This window comes from Streptococcus parasanguinis (assembly GCF_001073155.1).
GTDB lineage: Bacteria > Bacillota > Bacilli > Lactobacillales > Streptococcaceae > Streptococcus > Streptococcus parasanguinis_D.
Window position 1 is genome coordinate 32,156 of record NZ_JVEE01000041.1, and the last position, 18,478, is coordinate 50,633.

12 protein-coding genes are annotated in these 18,478 nt (G+C 44.4%); 4 read left to right on the forward strand and 8 right to left on the reverse strand.

Features of this window, described 5'->3' with window-relative positions; genetic code table 11:
* The first annotated feature begins 49 nt into the window (after positions 1-49).
* The gene (gene metF, locus ADH92_RS07290) at positions 50-925 is read left to right on the forward strand and encodes a methylenetetrahydrofolate reductase [NAD(P)H] (protein WP_049497963.1); all 876 of its coding nucleotides are present in this window, start codon (positions 50-52) and stop codon (positions 923-925) included.
* 132 nt (positions 926-1,057) lie between these two features.
* Positions 1,058-3,994, forward strand: coding sequence for an ATP-binding protein (locus tag ADH92_RS07295; RefSeq protein ID WP_049497964.1), 2,937 nt, complete (start codon positions 1,058-1,060; stop codon positions 3,992-3,994).
* A 143-nt stretch (positions 3,995-4,137) separates the two neighbouring features.
* Here ADH92_RS07295 and hutG read toward each other — a convergent pair whose 3' ends face one another.
* The 8 genes from hutG to ADH92_RS07335 all read right to left on the reverse strand — a co-directional run bounded on the left by hutG (position 4,138) and on the right by ADH92_RS07335 (position 14,294).
* Positions 4,138-5,130, reverse strand: coding sequence for a formimidoylglutamase (gene hutG / locus ADH92_RS07300; protein WP_024054987.1), 993 nt, complete (start codon positions 5,128-5,130; stop codon positions 4,138-4,140).
* An 82-nt stretch (positions 5,131-5,212) separates the two neighbouring features.
* Positions 5,213-6,754: a histidine ammonia-lyase gene (gene hutH, locus ADH92_RS07305; RefSeq protein ID WP_031576511.1), complete on the reverse strand. Its 1,542-nt coding sequence runs from the start codon at positions 6,752-6,754 to the stop codon at positions 5,213-5,215.
* Positions 6,755-6,970: 216 nt separating this feature from the next.
* Positions 6,971-8,314 carry an APC family permease gene (locus tag ADH92_RS07310; RefSeq protein WP_031576513.1) on the reverse strand — a complete coding sequence of 448 codons (1,344 nt, stop codon included), beginning with the start codon at positions 8,312-8,314 and terminating at the stop codon, positions 6,971-6,973.
* A gap of 21 nt (positions 8,315-8,335) precedes the next feature.
* Positions 8,336-8,914 carry a HutD/Ves family protein gene (locus ADH92_RS07315; RefSeq protein ID WP_031576515.1) on the reverse strand — a complete coding sequence of 193 codons (579 nt, stop codon included), beginning with the start codon at positions 8,912-8,914 and terminating at the stop codon, positions 8,336-8,338.
* Between the two features lie 15 nt (positions 8,915-8,929).
* Positions 8,930-10,603, reverse strand: coding sequence for a formate--tetrahydrofolate ligase (locus tag ADH92_RS07320; RefSeq protein ID WP_049497965.1), 1,674 nt, complete (start codon positions 10,601-10,603; stop codon positions 8,930-8,932).
* Positions 10,604-10,638: 35 nt separating this feature from the next.
* Positions 10,639-11,268, reverse strand: coding sequence for a cyclodeaminase/cyclohydrolase family protein (locus ADH92_RS07325; protein WP_023919035.1), 630 nt, complete (start codon positions 11,266-11,268; stop codon positions 10,639-10,641).
* Between the two features lie 12 nt (positions 11,269-11,280).
* A complete protein-coding gene (gene ftcD / locus ADH92_RS07330; RefSeq protein WP_003008641.1) occupies positions 11,281-12,180 on the reverse strand; it encodes a glutamate formimidoyltransferase in 900 nt (299 codons plus the stop codon).
* Positions 12,181-12,263: 83 nt separating this feature from the next.
* On the reverse strand, positions 12,264-14,294 hold the full coding sequence (locus ADH92_RS07335) for a urocanate hydratase (protein ID WP_049486239.1): 2,031 nt from the start codon (positions 14,292-14,294) through the stop codon (positions 12,264-12,266).
* Positions 14,295-14,493: 199 nt separating this feature from the next.
* Here ADH92_RS07335 and hutI point away from each other — a divergent pair, with 199 nt between their 5' ends.
* Positions 14,494-15,741 carry an imidazolonepropionase gene (gene hutI, locus ADH92_RS07340; protein ID WP_049486240.1) on the forward strand — a complete coding sequence of 416 codons (1,248 nt, stop codon included), beginning with the start codon at positions 14,494-14,496 and terminating at the stop codon, positions 15,739-15,741.
* Between the two features lie 291 nt (positions 15,742-16,032).
* Positions 16,033-18,417 carry a phosphoketolase family protein gene (locus tag ADH92_RS07345; RefSeq protein ID WP_049497966.1) on the forward strand — a complete coding sequence of 795 codons (2,385 nt, stop codon included), beginning with the start codon at positions 16,033-16,035 and terminating at the stop codon, positions 18,415-18,417.
* Positions 18,418-18,478: the final 61 nt, after the last annotated feature.

Below are 18,478 nucleotides of genomic sequence, written 5' to 3' on the forward strand. Positions count from 1 at the left end.
ATAGTGGCTCAGAGTTCTTGATCAAAGAAACAAAAGAAAAGGATAGAATATGTCACAACACACACCGTCTCTGTCATTTGAAGTTTTTCCTCCAAATCCTGAAGTAGGCAATGCCAAGCTCTTACGTGCCTTGGCAAATATGCAGGAGCTAGCCCCTCACTTCATTAGTGTGACCGCTAGCAATAATAAATACAATATCAAAGAGACGACGGTTGCTTTAGCCAATTACATTCAAAATGAATTGTCTATTCCGACAATTGCTCACTTGCCAGCAGTCTATTTGAGCAAGGAAAAAGTGGCGGATACTCTTAATGAGTTAGATGAAGTCGGGGTTCATCGGATCTTGGCTCTGCGTGGGGATATTATCCCTGGTGTGGAACCTCTAAAAGACTTTCGTTATGCAACGGATCTGATTGAATTTATCAAAACAGAAGCGCCCCATTTTGAGGTAATTGGTGCCTGCTATCCTGAGGGACATCCGGATTCGCCCAACCAAATTTCAGATATTCAAAATCTTAAAAAGAAGGTAGATGCAGGATGCTCTAGTTTGGTCACTCAACTTTTCTTTGACAATGAGCGTTTCTATGATTTTCAAGATAAGTGTACCTTGGCTGGGATCGATGTTCCCATTCATGCAGGAGTGATGCCGATTCTCAATCGTAATCAGGCCCTTCGTCTCCTTAAGACTTGTGAAAATGTTCATATTCCACGGAAGTTTAAAGCGATTTTAGACAAGTATGAGCATGATCCAAAGTCTCTTCGCGCAGCTGGCTTGGCTTATGCAGTCGATCAAATCGTTGATTTGGTTACTCAAGATGTGGCTGGAGTCCACCTTTACACCATGAACAATGAAGATGTCGCTTACCACGTCTACCAAGCAACAAAGGCGTTATTTGATCATCAACCGAATTTTGAAGTGAATTAATCAACACTTTTAGTAGGAAGTGTAGAGATTGAGAAAGAAAATTTCTCAGTCTCTTTTTATTTGGTTAAATCACTTGCTAAAAGCCAACTTTTTTTTTATAGTATTAATATGAAGTTTTTGGAGGCGCTTGCAATGAAGAAAGATCTCACGTTAAAGTTATTTGGACCCCCTAAGGTTGTTTTCAATCAGAAAGATATTCGGTTTTCTTTTTCGAAGATGGAGGCCTTGCTTTATTATTTAGCGGTCATGGGCCAAGTCAACCGTGATGAAATCGCCGGTATCCTTTGGGGAGATAAGGAAAACCAAGTAGCTCGCAAAAACTTACGGAATACGGTTTACCAAGCCAATAAAATCTTTGAAGGAGATATCATTGTCTCACCAAGCAGAAGTAGTTTGGCTCTTAATCCTGAGTTGAGTCTTTCTTTGGATGTTCAGCTCTTTGAAAGAGATCCACTAAGTGCCTTGGATCTTTATCGGGGAGACTTTCTAGAGGGCTTCTATGTCAAGGATGATGAAGACTTTGACCAGTGGGCTTCTCGCAAACGAGATGCTTATAGGAAGCTCTATGTCGAAAGTTGCTATCAAAAAATTGAGCAGGTCGGTTTTGCAGATCCTAGTATAGAACTCTTGCTCCATCATTTGGTAGAGCTGGATGAATTTGAAGAGAAAAACTACCAGCTCTTGATGGAGTATTATAGCTTCCATCATCAGCTAGGAAAATTTTTTGAAACCTATTATAAGCTAGTCGATTTATTGGATCGCGAGCTCAGTGTGCGTCCCAGTCGAGCAATTGAGGAACTTTATCACTCGGTTTTGGAAGCCAAACGAACTCATAAACTGAGTCATCGCTTAAATATCCATGAACTTCCCTTTTTTGGTCGGAAACAAGAACTCTCACAACTCGAGGAATACCTCTCTTTAGTCGAGACGGGTGAAGCGGTTGGTCCTTTTCTCGTGATGGGGCAATCTGGAACAGGCAAGAAACGTCTCTTACGGCAGTTGGTCTTGATGTCCAATCGCAGTTTTAATTTTATTAAGGTAGAAGGAAGAGCTACTAGTCAACGCTACGAAGAAAGCAGCTGGAATGATCTCAGACAAGCGCTAGAGAAACTGGGGGATGAGATGGGGATTTCCCTTCTGGAAGAGGAGGATGATCTCATTTCGGTATGGAATCAGCTTCAGGTCCTGAGCAAAGAAAAACCGCTCCTGATTCTGCTTGAAAATGCCCAGTGGATCGATGCAGTGTCTCTAGAAAAAGTGAAACAACTAGAGGAGAGAAGAAACCAGGAGAAATGGCAACTGATTTTTACAGCGGAAGAGCCTCTGCCAGCTTCCTTCGTCAACTTCTTGGGGAGCTTGAAGGTAGAGAAACGGTTGTCTCAACTAGAGTTGACCAATTTTGATCCAAGTGAAAGTCGTGCTCTCTTGAAAGGGGAACTGGGAGCAATAGAGCCGGCAGTGATGGAGCAGATGGTCGAATGGAGTGAAGGCAGTCCGTTCTTGCTGTCCAGCTATATCGAAGAGTGGAAAGAAAATGAAAATTTAGAACCCTTGCCTGATATCATTCAAGCCTATCTTTCTCAGGAGCTTGGGGATATGAGCAGTGAGGAAGAGGCCCTTCTTCACTACTTATCTTGTTTTCATAAGCCAATCTCCCTGTCTATCTTGGCAGAATTGACGGCTACAGAGCTTCCTGTTTTGACAGAATTAATCGAGCCTTTATCTGAAAGAGCGATCGTCTCAATCGTAGAAGAAGGCGAGGCTCTCTTGGTTCAATTTTGCAAGCAATTGGTGGCCATGTATTGTTACCATCTTCTTTCGCCAGCTAGACGGCGGCTCTTCCACCAACAAATTGCGCAAAAATTGGAAGAAAGCTTAGAAGATTCGACGGACCTTCTTCTTTATAAGGAAATTGCCTACCAATACAAGCAATCCCAAAATCTTTTGCGTTCCATATCTTTTGAGTTGACCTATTTAGAAGAAATCCTTCAGCTGGAGCATGAGCTGTTTCCGATTTATTCCAAGGTAGATGAGGGGTTCCTATCAGATGGTACAAATAGCCATTTGGACATTTTTGGAGAGCTATCCTGCATTCGCCAAGAATTAGATAACCTCTTTTCAAGGCACCAAAGAGATAGAGAATACAAGCATTTACAACTGCGTTACTTGTACTTAGAAGGTCGCTATTTTATTCGAAGTGGGGAGTATCAAAAGGGGATTCATGATATCCAAAAAGTCATCTCCTATGCGCGGGAACTCAAGCAATCCGACTTCCTCTTAGAGGGTTATCGGCAAATCATTTATTATTGCATTCAAACGGAAAATATCTCTGAGATGGCCTATTATACAGATTTAGCTTTGGAAGATGCCATCCAAGCTAATAATCATGAGGTCATCGCGATCCAGTTGCGTTTGAAGGGCTTGTATCACCTGATGGTTGGGGATGAGGAGCAGGCAACCCGGCATCTGTATCGCTCCATTGATTGCTTTAGTTTGACCAATAGCATGCAGGCCAAGTATGCCATTCAAATTGCGGCTTCTTTGGCCTATCTCGCTGAAATCGAGCAAATTAGGGGCCATTTCCAAGTAGCTGTCACCCACTTAGAAGAGGTTCTGCGTTTGGTGGGAGATCAAGCTGTTGATTCCGTCCGTGTCGTCTTTGATATTGATCTTGGGATCGCCTATTATTGGAAGGGAGATTTGATCCAAGCTCGCCGCTGTTTTGACAGAGCTCAGAAGATTTTGTCCAGTGTTCGCTTCCCTTGGAAGGAAGAATTGCTCGAATTTTACCAATCCTTAATTGCTTGTCAGCAAGGAGATCAAGAAAAGGTTGCGGCTTATCTGGCTCGAAAAGAAAGGACGATGAAACCATCTGCTAATTCACGGGATAAGGGGATGGTTCATTATCTATTAGCTTTCTTATCTGATCAAAAGGAGAAAGGAGAAGAGCTCGCTCCTGCCCTGAGCACCTTCTTGAAAGAAGATAAGAATTACTACAAGAAGGTGGCAGAGCAACACTTGAATCCCTACAGAGATCGTCATTTTCTTAAAAAATTAAAAGACCTGTAGTGGCTCTTGCCTAAATCATAAGAGAGGGCTAAGTGGCCTGTTCTCCTTTCAGGCAAAGATCATTGTGCCTGAAAACGAAGAAAAAGCATAGAAATACCCTAGCAATGGGTGTTTCTATGCTTTTTATGTGTGTAGAAATCTTCTTAGTTCAGTTTTTGTTGCGCCAATATTTGGGTCAAGTAAAAGATAAAGGTCGCAGCAAGGTTTGAAGTATGGTTGTCAATATCATGAGGAGGAGAAACTTCCACGACATCAAATCCGATTAGCTTACCACTAGCAGCAATGTGTTGGAGAAGCAGGAGGGCTAGTTTAGGATCGACACCAAGCGATTGGATGGCGCTAACACCAGGAGCAGAGCCGACCGCAAAGCAATCCATATCAATAGACAGATAGATCGCGGTTTGGTTTTCTAAAAATTGATCGATTCGATCCAGAATGGCTTGGTGGCTCATCTGGAAGAGATCTTGGCCAGTTAAAAAATCAATGCTTGGTGTTTTAGCAACGTAATTAAAGAGGAAGAGGTTATTATTGTGCTCTTGGATCCCCAGGATGAGGTAAGGGAAGTCCTGACCTTTTTCTTTCGCATGATCAGCCATTTGACGAAAACCTGTTCCAGAGTTGGGACCGGTTTGGTCGTAAGGTCGCAAATCAAAGTGGGCATCCAGATTGATCACAGCCAGTTGTTCATCTTTTTCTAAACTGGATTGAATCCCTAGATAGTGGCCGTAAGCAGTTCCGTGACCGCCTCCTAGGACAATGGGTTGGATCCCTAGTTGGTACATGCGCTGGATCGCTTGTGAGAGACTTTCTTGGAGTTCTTCTAGTGAATGGTTAGGCCCGTCAATATTTCCCACATCATACACTGTCACATTGGTTCCCCAGTGCCATGGAAGTTTAGCGATTTGAGAACGGATGGCTGTAGGACCCTCGACTGCTCCTACACGCCCATTATTGATATAGACTCCTTTGTCGCTCTTAAAGCCGATGATCCCAAAGGTCATCCCCTCAAATGGAGTGAGGGTCTCGTCGTTTAGGTCTAAAAATTTGGTGACCATTCCCCATTTGGCCGTGTAGGGATTGTCCTCGATGCTACCTTGGTAGTAGCTGTAGGTCATTGGATAGTAGTTTGTGAGCAAGCTTGTCGCCTCCCTTATTTTTCTGAAAGCAGGCAGAGGCTGAGAAGATCGCCAGCCTCTGTTTTGCTTTATTCTTACTGTATCAGTATTGAATGCTTAAGTCAACTGCTTTTTCGATGGTTGCTAAGAATTCTTCGCTTTCGACAACAGCAGATGCTTTATTAAGTTCTTCAAAGATTTCGATATCTTTGTCAAATTCAATGAAGTTCAGTTTTTGACGAATCAGCTCATAAGCTGGTTTTGTCCCTTTACCAAGTTCATGATTTTCTGGCTTGAGATCCAAGGCTTGGCAAGCTGCCATGATTTCAGTAGCAACGATGCGACGTGAGTTTTTAAGAATTTCTGCTGCTTTACGAGCGGCAGTCGTTCCCATGCTGACGAAATCTTCTTGGTTTTCACAAGATGGAATAGAATCGACACTAGCAGGGTGAGCCAAGATTTTATTTTCCGATGCAAGGGATGCACAAGCATACTGGGTAATCATGAAGCCTGAGTTGAGTCCAGGGTGTTTGACTAAGAAGGATGGTAATTTACTGAGTTGGCTGTTGACCAAGCGTTCCACCCGACGTTCAGATACGTTCCCAATTTCAGAAAGGGCAATGCCTAAGAAGTCAAATGGTTGCGCCATTGGTTCACCGTGGAAGTTACCTCCTGAGATGACGTGTCCTTCTTTGGTAATGATTGGGTTATCTGTGACAGAGTTGATTTCGATTTCAACTTTTTCTTTTACGTAAGCAATAGAATCCTTGCTGGCTCCATGTATTTGAGGGATACAGCGAAGTGTATAAGGATCTTGTACCCGTTGTTGAGTCGCAACAGTGGTATTCTTACTTCCTTCAAGAAGGTTACGGATGTTGCGAGCAGTTGCCAATTGTCCACTTTGTGGGCGGATGGAATGAAGGTCTTCTTCGAATGGACTGGTAATTCCATTGTGAACTTCCATTGAGAGAGCACCAGCGATATCAGAGAGTTTGAGCAATTGGATACCATCATAAGTCGCAAGAGCACCGATACCGGTTAGGACAGTCGTACCATTGATCAAGGCAAGCCCTTCTTTGGCAGCTAATTGGATCTTTTCAATTCCAGCACGATCTAAGGCTTCTTGACCACTGAGAAGTTCTCCTTTGTAGTAGGCACGTCCAAGGCCCAACATTGGTAAAACCATATGAGAAAGAGGAGCAAGGTCTCCAGAAGCTCCGAGAGAGCCTTTTTCAGGGATATAAGGAGTGACTCCTTTGTTGAGCAATTCTAACAGTTTTTCAACGGTTGACAGACGAATGCCAGAATAACCTTTCAAGAGTGAGTTGATACGGATCAGCATGATGGCACGAACAGCATCTTCAGGAAGTGGATCACCGAAGCCAGATGAGTGAGTTCGGATCAGGTTTTCTTGCAGTTGAACAGTATCTTCTGGAGAGATGCTGACATTACAGAGGGAACCAAAGCCAGTGGTTACACCATAGACGACTCGTTTTTCCCGGACAATGTCATCAACGATTTTACGGGATGCGATAACGGCTTCTTTGGCTTGTTCATCAAGCTCACATTGGGCACCGTGCCGAGCGACAGCGATGACTTCTTCGAGTGTTAAGCTATTACCATCTAAATGAATCAATTGAGTCATATAAAACCTCCGATTATGAATAGTTGTTCTGTGGAAGTAGTGTTGTTTACTTCGGTTTGAATACCAAACATGGGCCCATTGTCTATTGATCTAAAAAAATTGAAAGGAGTCATAGAGAAAAGGGCTCAGGTTTGACATTCGTGGAGTCCTAGATGGGTTAGGGAGCAAAACCGAGCTTCACTCCCGTCTCTGTTCCCATCTAGTGTGTAAAGAAAATTAGTGAGGAAGGGTTTTCGATTTATGTAGTTTATCGCCGTGGAAAACAAAGTAGAGTCCACTTGCGATCACGAGACCGATGGCACCCCAAACAAAGTTCATCATGTTGTCCCCTGCAATCATCAAGATACTGATCACAACAGCTAGAACTGGGATAACAGGACCAAATGGTACTCGGAAGGTAACCTTTTTGTCTGGGTACATTTTTCTGAGTTTGATGGCTGCCAAAGCAGTTGGAATGTATTGGAAGAAACGGAAGACAACACTGAAGGTTGCTAATGTTTCGAAAGAGCCAGATAACAAGAGTAAGAAGGCGAAGATACCAGAAATGATAATGGCAATGACAGGGGCATTCTTAGAGTTTGTTTTTCCAAGCCCTTCTGGCAAGAGTTTTTCAGTTGCTAATGCGGCACCAAAACGAGGGACCATGATGGATTCACCGATGTTTAGACCGGCGATTGAAATGAGGGCTCCGTAAGAAACGAGTGGAGCTCCGATAGGGCCAATCATTTCGACAAATGCGTCTTGTACTGGTGCACCAGTTTGCATAATGCGACCACCAAGCATGGCGATTGTTCCTGCGATGATCAACATGTAGAGAACAGATACAATACTGATAGAACCTAGAATAGCGCGGGGAACGTTCTTTTCAGGGTTGCGCATTTCCCCTGCAACGATAGACATGGTTTCAAATCCGATGAAACCGTAGAAGATGTAGACGGCTGTACTAGAAATAGAACTGAAGAGGTTTGTTCCACTTTCCAATTGAAGGAAAGGTGTGAAGTTGCCCTTGCTCACGCCACCGGGAATGAAGAAGATGGCAAAGAGTGAGAAGAGGACAATTGGAATTAATTTTGCAACAGTAGCTGTCAGAGTAAACATCTTAGAGGTTTTCAGACCGGCAATGTTCATCAGACTCAAGAGAATCAGCATACCGATACTGATCGGAAGGTTGTAGCCTTCAAATGCTGGGAAGGTGATGATGAAGATCTTAGCAAATCCGGCTAACATGGCAGCCCAAGCGATAACAGTAACGGCCCAACCGAGAATCCCAACGTTAAAGCCAACGAAGTCTCCGAAAGCGGCTTTTGAGTATTGCATGGCTCCACCGTTTTTGTCGAAGTAGCCAGCTGTTTCAGCCAGACAGGCTGATAGTAGCATGACGAGAATGGCAACCCCGAACATGACAGCTAGAGAAGCTGGTCCGAGGCCAGAATAAATTTTTTGAGGAAGGAGGAAGATACCAGATCCGATTACGGCGTTGATACCGTAAAGAGTGGCACCGCTAAAGCTGAATTTCGCTTTTTCTTGTTCCTCAATCGACTGTTTATGTGCTCCGTTCATAATGTTTCTCCTTTGTGAACATTATTGTAGTCCAGTCCAGATAGCAATCGGTTGCTCCCCAGACTGATGGGGTAAAAACGTGATTGTCATCTCTTGAAGAGGAGATGCTTGTTCGATCACCAGGAGCTCGTGAGTTTGGAGAGTTTGAGAATGATTGTTTCCCCATTCGAGTGTTAGTGGACAGAGAGCGTAGATCAATTGATAGCGACTCTGACTTTTGACACTCTCTTTTGGGGATATAGCACTCATATGCCCCTGATAAGAAGGTTTGTAAATCAAATTAAAGTCTTGACAAGTCCCTTGGCTAGATACAGGATCTCCCCCATCAAAGAAGTAGCTTTGAAAGGGGTTCAAAACCACTTCTTTCTGTTGATGGTTGAGTCGAATGGAGGCATTCAAGGGCATCAAGATTCGGTGGTAGCCCGTGAGATCGGTAAAGTTACTTTTTTCAACCTCTACCGTTGCAGTAGAGAGGCGGAAGTCAAAGGTCCGATCTGGATAGCTTCCTCCCTCTGGGGAGAGAAAGAGTTGGGTGGTTTGGCCACCGGACCAGGTAGAAATTTGATAATCTGCGGGGGTAAGATGAAGGAGAGTCACCATAGGACGCCTTCTTTCTTAAAAGAGACCAGTGATATTGCCGTGGGCATCGATATCAATCTTTTCACTGGCAGGAACTTTAGGTAGGCCAGGCATGGTCATAATGGTACCAGTGAGAGCTACGATGAAGCCAGCTCCGGCAGCCACCTTAAGGTTACTGATTTTAACTGTGAAATCTTTTGGTGCTCCCATCTTCTTCGCATCGTCTGAGAAGGAATATTGGGTTTTGGCCATACAGATTGGGTAGTTTGAGAAGCCAAGAGCTTCCAATTCTTTGAGTTCGCGTTTGGCCGCTGGTGTTAAGCTGATGCCTTTACCACCATAGACTTTTGTGACGATCTTGGTCAATTTTGTTTCAATGCTGTCTTCTTCGTCATAGACATAAGAGAAGTGGTTTTCTTCTTGAGCCAGTTGAATGACTTTTTCAGCCAAGTCACGACCACCAGCTCCACCATGTGCCCAGACATCTGAAATGACCACATCTACATGGCGTTTCTTACAAGATTCATAGACAGCTTCTAGCTCTGCTTCTGTATCCAGTGGGAATTTGTTAATGGCAACGACCACTGGTAGACCATAGACTTCTTGAATGTTGGCCAAGTGTTTGTCTAGGTTTGGTAGTCCATCGATAACGGCTTGGACATTTTCGGTAGCCAAGTCTGCTTTGGCAACTCCACCATGCATCTTGAGGGCTCGGATGGTTGCGACGAGGACTACGGCAGCAGGTTTGAGTCCGGCAATGCGGCACTTGATATCAATGAATTTTTCAGCACCTAAGTCTGCTCCAAAACCAGCTTCTGTCACAACATAGTCTGCATATTTGAGAGCTAGTTTAGTAGCCAGCACACTGTTACAGCCATGAGCAATATTGGCAAAAGGTCCGCCGTGGATGATAGCAGGAGTATGTTCTAAGGTTTGTACCAAGTTTGGATGGATGGCATCTTTGAGGACGGCTGCCATAGCACCTCCAGCCTTGAGGTCTTTAGCTGTGACTGGTTGTCCTTGGTAGTTGTACCCAATAATGATGCGATCGAGGCGTTCTTTGAGGTCAAGGATATTTTCTGAGAGACAGAGAATAGCCATGATTTCAGAAGCCACGGTGATGTCAAAGCCATCTTCACGAGGAACCCCGTTTGTTTTTCCTTGAAGACCATCGACAATATGACGGAGTTGACGGTCGTTCATATCGACCACCCGTTTCCAGGTGATGCGACGAGAATCGATGCCCAACTCATTGCCGTGATGGATATGGTTGTCAATCAAGGCTGCAAGCAAGTTGTTGGCAATCCCAATGGCATGGAAGTCTCCGGTAAAGTGAAGGTTGATATCTTCCATTGGAACCACTTGGGCGTACCCGCCACCGGCAGCTCCACCCTTGATCCCAAAAACAGGGCCAAGAGAAGGTTCGCGCAGGGCAATGACGGCTTTTTCACCAATAGCTGAAAGAGCATCGACCAAGCCAACAGAGGTGGTTGTCTTTCCTTCTCCAGCAGGTGTTGGTGAGATGGCTGTCACGAGGATTAGCTTTCCATCTTCCTTATCCTTGAGTTGTTCCAGTTGGTTGCTATCAATTTTTGCCTTGTATTTTCCGTAGAGCGAAATATCGTCTTCGGTCAATCCAAGTTCAGCAGCGATATCGGTGATGGGCTTCATTTGGACAGAATTGGCGATTTCAATATCCGATAAAACCATAGAATCCCTTCTTTCTTTATTTTTATTTGCTAGGTTTAAGATAGACTTTCTAAAATGGTTTGGTAAATGTTATCTGCAAGATCAGAACCGGTTTGGAGGAGTTCGAGTCCCTTGCTATGGTATTCTTGGACGAAGTCTTGGTCCTTGATTCCTGAAATGTTGATCAAGACATTGAGCCAAGCACCTTGAAGGCCAGCTTTAAGATTCAGAGCAGCTACCCCTAGGTCACTAGCCGCATTGGTGTTGGACTTGCCAACAGCTTCTTTGGTGGTTTCAAGAGCCTCAACGATGAGCTCCATCATAGAGAAAGGAGATACTGTCGCGTGTTTCAAAGCTTTTTGCATGGCTTCACGACGAGCGGCTTTCTCTTCTTCCGTTTCTTTTGGAAGATCAAAGACAGCTGATACGACGTTGAAAGCTTCTGTATCTTTATCGATGGCTTCTAGTAATTGGTCTTGGAGTTGAGCGCTTTTTTCATGAACCCCTTTGATGTGGTCTTCAAATTCTGCGTATTTTTTCTTTCCAATGGTCAGTTCACAGACCATTTTTGTAAGGGAAATCCCATTCGCAGCAGATAGAGCAGCAGCAGAACCACCACCTGGAGCTGGAGCATCTGAACCAAGAACTTTGGCAAACTCCGTAATACTTAAGTCAACTAGTTTCATAGAACTCCCTTTCTAACCCAACAAGTGATTTTCCAAGACTTGTTTGCTGTAGTCAAAGTCTTCTAATTGTAAGTAGTATTCAGCAGAGTCGATCAAAGCCTTAGCAGGAGCCAGTCCAATGAGTTCTGTTCCGATGATGCGAACACCATAGCGTTGCGCTTCGAAACGAACGGTTTCCACAACACGATACAATGGGAATTGTTCCAAGTTGACCATATTGATGGAGACTTGGGCGATGTTGCGATCTTCTAGCATGACACCGATCGCTTTACAGTATTTGTATCCACCGCTTGATCCACGAATGATTTTAGAAATCTTATTGGCAATCTCTAGATCGTCTGTATCAAGGTTGATATTGAAGGCAACGAGTGGCATACGGACACCGACAGCTGTAACCCCTGCAGTTGGGTGAATCTTGCGTTCACCGTAGTCTGGCTTCCAGTCTTCTTCCAACAATTTTTCTGGCATTCCTTCAAATTGTCCTTTACGCACTTTCGCCAAGTTCTTCCGTTCTGGGCGAGTTGCAGCATCTTCATAAAGGAAGATTGGAATACCTAATTCACGATTGATGCGTTCGGCTACTTTGTTAGCAATCTCAACGCATTCAGCTGTAGTGATATCTTTAACGGGAACGAATGGACAAACGTCTGTTGCCCCCATACGAGGGTGTTCGCCTTCGTGCTTGGTCATATCAATGTTTTCAGAAGCGTATTTCACCAATTGGAAAGCCACTTCTTGAATGCTTTCTTCATCCCCAACGAGTGTAAAGACGCTGCGGTTGTGACTGGCGTCAGACGAGTAGTCTAGTAAAGTGACACCTGGAATACTTTTTGCTGTTGCTGCTAATCCGTCGATCACAGCTTGATTGCGTCCTTCAGAGAAGTTTGGAATACACTCAACAATTTTTGCCATATGATTACCTCTTTTTATAGGAGAAGTTGGGGAGGAGGAGTCTTTGCATTTTCCTCCCCTTTCTCAGTTTTTATTTTTTGATGTTAAAACAATTTTTGAACGGCTTCTTTGACCAAATCTTCATCTGCCAGATACGGAATGGTGATGTGGTCTGTTCCTGCATGGAGACGGTTGTACTCGATCGCTGTTTCAATGGCATGGTTATTCCGTGCCCAGTTCCGACGAGCAACCCCACCCATAGTGTCCCAGGCAATGGCAGACTTGATGATTTCATCGATCCGGTGGCTACCGTCTAGGACGAGACCAAATCCACCGTTGATAGCTTTACCGATACCAGTACCACCACCGTTGTGGAGAGCGACGAGACTCATACCGCGAGCAGCGTTACCAGCGTAACATTGAACCGCCATGTCACAAGTGACGTTCGAACCATCTTTGATGTTTGATGTTTCACGGAATGGAGCATCTGTACCAGATACGTCGTGGTGGTCACGTCCGATCATGACTGGTCCAATCTTACCTTGGCGAATGAGTTCGTTGAATTTCAAAGCAATGTTGACACGGCCCATACAATCTTGATAGAGGATACGTGCTTGTGTACCAACCACCAATTGGTTCTTTTCAGCATCGCGGATCCAGTTGTAATTGTCGCGGTCTTGGTAGCGACGAGTTGGATCGATCGCTTCCATAGCTGCATGGTCGGTTGCAATCAAGTCTTCATGTTTACCGCTGAGGCAGACCCAACGGAATGGACCATAACCATAGTCAAAGAGCATAGGTCCCATGATATCTTCTACATAAGATGGCCAAATGAAGCCATCCTTGTCATCCAAGCCATTCTTAGAAATTTCCTTGATACCTGAGTCGTAAACAGATTTCATGAAGGCATTACCGTAGTCGAAGAAGTAGGTACCTTTAGCTGTCAAGGCTTTGATCACTGCAAAGTGACGAGCCAAGGTTTCATCAACCAAACGGCGGAAGGTTTCTTTGTCTTCTGCCAGCAAACGTGTCCGTTCTTCAAAGCTAATGCCAACTGGGCAATAGCCACCATCATAAACGTTGTGGCAAGAGGTTTGGTCAGACAAGAGATGAACGTGGACATTGTGTTCGTTGACATATTCGAGCAAGTCTACGATATTACCATGGTAGGCAATCGAAGTTGATTCACCAGCTTCCAGTGCTGCTTGAGCCAATTTCACAGCTTCTTCCGCACTGTCGGTCACTTGGCTAATCCAGCCTTGAGAGTGACGAGTTTCGATCCGAGAGCGGTCCACTTCTGCAACGATGGCAACCGCTTTTGCGATTTCAGCTGCTTTCCCTTGAGCTCCGCTCATTCCACCGAGACCAGATGAAATGAAGAGTTTACCGGTCAAGTCGCCATCATCAGGCACACCGAGTTTGAGACGACCAGCATTGAGAAGGGTGTTGAAAGTACCGTGAACGATCCCTTGTGGACCGATGTACATCCAGCCACCGGCTGTCATCTGACCGTAGTTGGTAACGCCCATTTCTTCAGCAATTTCCCAGTCGCGCATGTTATCATACTCACCGATCAAGAGACCGTTGGTAATGACGACACGAGGAGCTTCTGGTTTTGATTTGAAGAGGCCAAGAGGGTGACCCGATTCAACCACCAAGGTTTGGTCTTCTGTCATGACTTCCAAGTATTTCTTGATCAAGTTGTATTGCATCCAGTTGGCACAGACAGATCCTGTTTCCCCATAAGTGACCAATTCATATGGATAAAGAGCAATTTCAAAGCTCAAGTTGTTGTCGATCATGACCTGCATAGCCTTAGCAGCAGTGCATTTTCCTTTGTACTCATCGATTGGTTTTCCATAGATGCGATCTTTTGGACGGAAGCGATAGCCATAGATCCGACCGCGCGTTCTCAGTTCTTCCAGAAATTCTGGGATCAACTCTTGGTGGAATTTTTTAGGAATGTAACGCAAAGCGTTTTTAAGGGCAATTTCAGTCTGAGCTTGCGTTAAGCGGAAGCCTCTATCAGGTGCACGACGGATGCCTTCTTGAAAAGTCGCCTTTTCGGGTAGGACATCAAAGTCAAGTTTGACAGACATAGCAGCTGCAATTTCTTTCTCGTCTATAAATGACATAGCAGAACCCTCCTTATAGTTGGACTGTGAATTTATATTTTCTTTATTGTATCCAAGAAACGTCAATAGAGAGTCAAAAAAAAATATAATTTTTAATAAAGCAAAAAAAAATGAGGGAAAAACTTTTTGACTTTTTTTTGACGCTTTTCCTGTAGAATTGTAAAATGAATAACAATGGAAATAGAAAGGAATGTTTCATATGTCTGCTGATATCCTATTAACCCACTTTAACCAATTGTTTTGTCCGAATGATCTGGGTCATCCTCTCTATGGCAAGGAGATGGCAGAGGCAAAAATTCTTTCCGATGCTTATATCGCCATTAAAGATGGAAAGATTCTTGCAGTTGGGACAGGTCAACCAGACCCTGAACTGATCGATGACCATACGGAAGTGAAATCCTGTGAAGGAAAAGTTGCGACTCCTGGCCTGATTGACTGCCACACCCACTTGGTCTATGGAGGTAGTCGGGAACATGAATTTGCGAAAAAATTAGCGGGTGTTTCTTACTTAGACATCCTCGCCCAAGGCGGTGGAATTCTGAGCACGGTTCGGGCGACACGGGAAGCTTCTTTTGAAAATCTCTATGACAAGTCCAAACGACTGTTGGATTACATGTTGCGTCATGGGGTGACTACTGTTGAAGCCAAGAGTGGTTATGGTTTGGATTGGGAAACGGAAAAACGCCAGTTGGATGTTGTGGCTGCCTTGGACCGTGACCATGAAATTGATCTGGTTTCGACCTTTATGGCAGCCCATGCGATTCCCATAGAATACAAGGGCCGTTCCCAAGAATATTTAGATCTCATTGTGGAGCAAATGCTTCCCAAAGTGAAGGAAGAAAAGCTAGCTGAGTTCTGTGATATCTTCTGTGAAAAAGGTGTCTTTACAGCAGATGAATCTCGCTATCTTCTTTCAAAAGCTAAGGAGATGGGCTTCAAGCTGCGGATCCATGCCGATGAAATCGAATCCATTGGTGGCGTGGATGTGGCGGCGGAATTGGAATCTACTAGTGCAGAACACTTGATGGTGATTACCGATGAAGGCATTCAAAAATTAGCTGCAGCAAAAGTGATTGGAAATCTTTTGCCAGCTACAACCTTCAGCCTCATGGAAGATACCTATGCACCGGCTCGTAAGATGTTGGACGCTGGCATGGCCATCACCCTGACAACAGATAGCAACCCAGGGTCTTGTCCAACAGCCAATCTCCAGTTTGCCATGCATCTGGGTTGCTTCATGATGCGCCTAACTCCAGTAGAAATTCTCAATGCGGTGACCATCAATGCGGCCTATTCAGTTGATCGTGCTAAAACAATCGGCTCTTTCGATGTTGGCAAACAGGCCGACATCACGATTTACGATGCACCTAATCTAGATTATCTCTTCTATTTCTTTGCGACAAATCTCGTGACAGATGTCTACAAGAAAGGTCAAAAAGTCATTTAACCTCCTCCATTTCATTTGGGACTTTGCTCGTTTGCAAAAATCAGCAAAGTCTTTTTTTAAAACCTATCCCTGTAGGGAATGGAACCACTTTAGTGGGAAATTAAAATTTGACGTTCAAAGAATATTTTTCTTACTTTCTGATGTACAAAAAGGGAAATTCTTGATAGAATAGAAGTAATATTGAATATTTTCTTCAATATCATCTGTTTGTCGTGAAAACAGATTGTTTAAACTATTGATCAAACGAACAGGTTGTTCAACAGACCTGTCTAGAAATTGTGAGGAGACAAGATGACTGTCGATTATAACAGCAAAGCTTACTTGGATAAAGTAGACGCTTGGTGGCGTGCAGCCAACTACATTTCAGCTGCTCAAATGTACTTGAAAGATAACCCATTGTTGAAGCGCGAAGTCGTTGAAAATGACTTGAAGGCTCACCCAATCGGACACTGGGGAACTGTACCAGGGCAAAACTTTATCTATGCTCACTTGAACCGTGCCATCAACAAATACGACTTGGATATGTTCTACATTGAAGGACCAGGTCACGGTGGACAAGTAATGGTATCGAACTCTTACTTAGATGGTTCTTATACTGAATTGAATCCAAACATCCCACAAAATGAAGAAGGTTTCAAACACTTGTGTAAGATCTTCTCATTCCCAGGAGGAATCGCTTCTCACGCAGCGCCTGAAACACCAGGATCTATCCACGAAGGTGGAGAACTTGGATATGCCCTTTCTCACGCTGCAGGTGCTGTATTGGATAATCCGGATGTGATTGCTGCCACAGTTATCGGTGATGGTGAAGGTGAAACAGGTCCATTGATGGCTGGTTGGTTGTCAAATACCTTCTTGAACCCAGTCAACGATGGGGCGATCCTTCCAATCTTCTACCTCAATGGTGGGAAGATCCACAACCCAACGATCTTCGAACGCAAAACAGACGAAGAATTGGCCCTCTTCTTTGAAGGTCTTGGTTGGAAACCAATCTTTGCGAATGTCACTGCAATTTCAGAAGACCATGAAGCTGCACACGCTTTGTTCGCTGAAAAATTGGACGAAGCAATTGAAGAAATCAAGAAAGTCCAAGCAGAAGCTCGTAAAGGTTCTGCTGAAGAAGCAACTCAACCAGTTTACCCTGTCTTGATTGCTCGTATTCCTAAAGGTTGGACTGGTCCAAAAGCATGGGAAGGAACACCTATCGAGGGTGGATTCCGTGCGCACCAAGTTCCAATCCCAGTAGATGCTCACCACATGGAGCATGTCGATGCTCTTCTTTCATGGTTGGAATCTTACCGCCCAGCTGAATTGTTCGACGAAACTGGTAAACTAGTTCCTGAAATTGCGGAAATTGCACCAAAAGGTGACCGTCGCATGGCGATGAACCCAATCACAAATGCTGGTGTGATCAAACCAATGAACACAGCTGATTGGAAGAAACATGCCCTTCAATTCAACACACCAGGTGAAATCATGGCTCAAGACATGATCGAATTTGGTAAGTATGCGGCAGACTTGGTAGATGCGAACCCAGATAACTTCCGTATCTTCGGTCCAGACGAAACCAAATCAAACCGTCTTCAAGAAGTCTTCACTCGTACAAGCCGTCAATGGTTAGGACGTATGAAACCAGACTACGATGAAGCCTTGAGCCCTGCTGGTCGTGTCATTGACTCTCAATTGTCAGAGCACCAAGCAGAAGGTATGCTTGAAGGATATGTCTTGACAGGTCGTCATGGATTCTTCGCCTCTTACGAATCCTTCCTTCGTGTTGTGGATTCTATGATCACTCAACACTTCAAATGGTTGCGTAAGTCTAAGACACATACAACATGGCGTAAAAACTACCCAGCCTTGAACTTGATTGCAACTTCAACTGTCTTCCAACAAGACCACAATGGTTACACTCACCAAGATCCAGGTATCTTGACTCACTTGGCTGAGAAAACTCCTGAATATATCCGTGAGTACTTGCCAGCAGATACCAATAGCTTGCTTGCGGTAATGGATGAAGCCTTCAAGGGAGAAGATGTGATCAACTTGATTGTTTCTTCTAAACACCCACGTCCTCAATTCTACTCAGCAGCTGAAGCAGAAGAATTGGTTCGTGAAGGATACAAGGTGATCGATTGGGCATCAACTGTTTCAGCAGATGAAGAGCCAGATCTTGTTATTGCAGCTGCAGGTACAGAGCCAAACTTAGAAGCTCTTGCAGCCATCACAATCTTGCACAAAGCCTTCCCAGAATTGAAGATCCGCTTTGTCAACGTTGTGGATATCTTGAAATTGCGTCACCCATCCGTTGATGCGCGTGGACTTTCAGATGAAGAATTTAACAAAGTCTTCACAACGGATAAACCAGTCATCTTTGCTTTCCATGGTTACGAAGGCATGATCCGTGATATCTTCTTCAACCGTCACAACCATAACCTTCGTGTACATGGTTACCGTGAAAACGGGGATATCACCACACCATTTGATATGCGTGTGATGTCTGAGTTGGATCGCTTCCACTTGGCACAAGATGCAGCTAATGCAGCTCTTGGAGATGCAGCAAGCGCATTTGCAGCGAAGATGGATGAAACAATCGCCTTCCACCATGACTACATCCGTGAAAACGGAGACGACATTCCAGAAGTTCAAAACTGGAAATGGGAAAACGTGAATAAATAAGAAAAGAGAGTGGGACAGAAATCGGTAATTCGTTAGAATTCGATTTCGTCGTCCCACCTCC

Coding starts and splice junctions, on each gene's coding strand:
- hutI (WP_049486240.1), top strand. CDS start 14,494: ATGTCTGCTGATATCCTATTAACCCACTTTAACCAATTGTTTTGTCCG.
- ADH92_RS07295 (WP_049497964.1), top strand. CDS start 1,058: ATGAAGAAAGATCTCACGTTAAAGTTATTTGGACCCCCTAAGGTTGTT.
- ADH92_RS07325 (WP_023919035.1), bottom strand. CDS start 11,268: ATGAAACTAGTTGACTTAAGTATTACGGAGTTTGCCAAAGTTCTTGGT.
- ADH92_RS07335 (WP_049486239.1), bottom strand. CDS start 14,294: ATGTCATTTATAGACGAGAAAGAAATTGCAGCTGCTATGTCTGTCAAA.
- ftcD (WP_003008641.1), bottom strand. CDS start 12,180: ATGGCAAAAATTGTTGAGTGTATTCCAAACTTCTCTGAAGGACGCAAT.
- ADH92_RS07345 (WP_049497966.1), top strand. CDS start 16,033: ATGACTGTCGATTATAACAGCAAAGCTTACTTGGATAAAGTAGACGCT.
- ADH92_RS07320 (WP_049497965.1), bottom strand. CDS start 10,603: ATGGTTTTATCGGATATTGAAATCGCCAATTCTGTCCAAATGAAGCCC.
- hutH (WP_031576511.1), bottom strand. CDS start 6,754: ATGACTCAATTGATTCATTTAGATGGTAATAGCTTAACACTCGAAGAA.
- metF (WP_049497963.1), top strand. CDS start 50: ATGTCACAACACACACCGTCTCTGTCATTTGAAGTTTTTCCTCCAAAT.
- ADH92_RS07310 (WP_031576513.1), bottom strand. CDS start 8,314: ATGAACGGAGCACATAAACAGTCGATTGAGGAACAAGAAAAAGCGAAA.
- ADH92_RS07315 (WP_031576515.1), bottom strand. CDS start 8,914: ATGGTGACTCTCCTTCATCTTACCCCCGCAGATTATCAAATTTCTACC.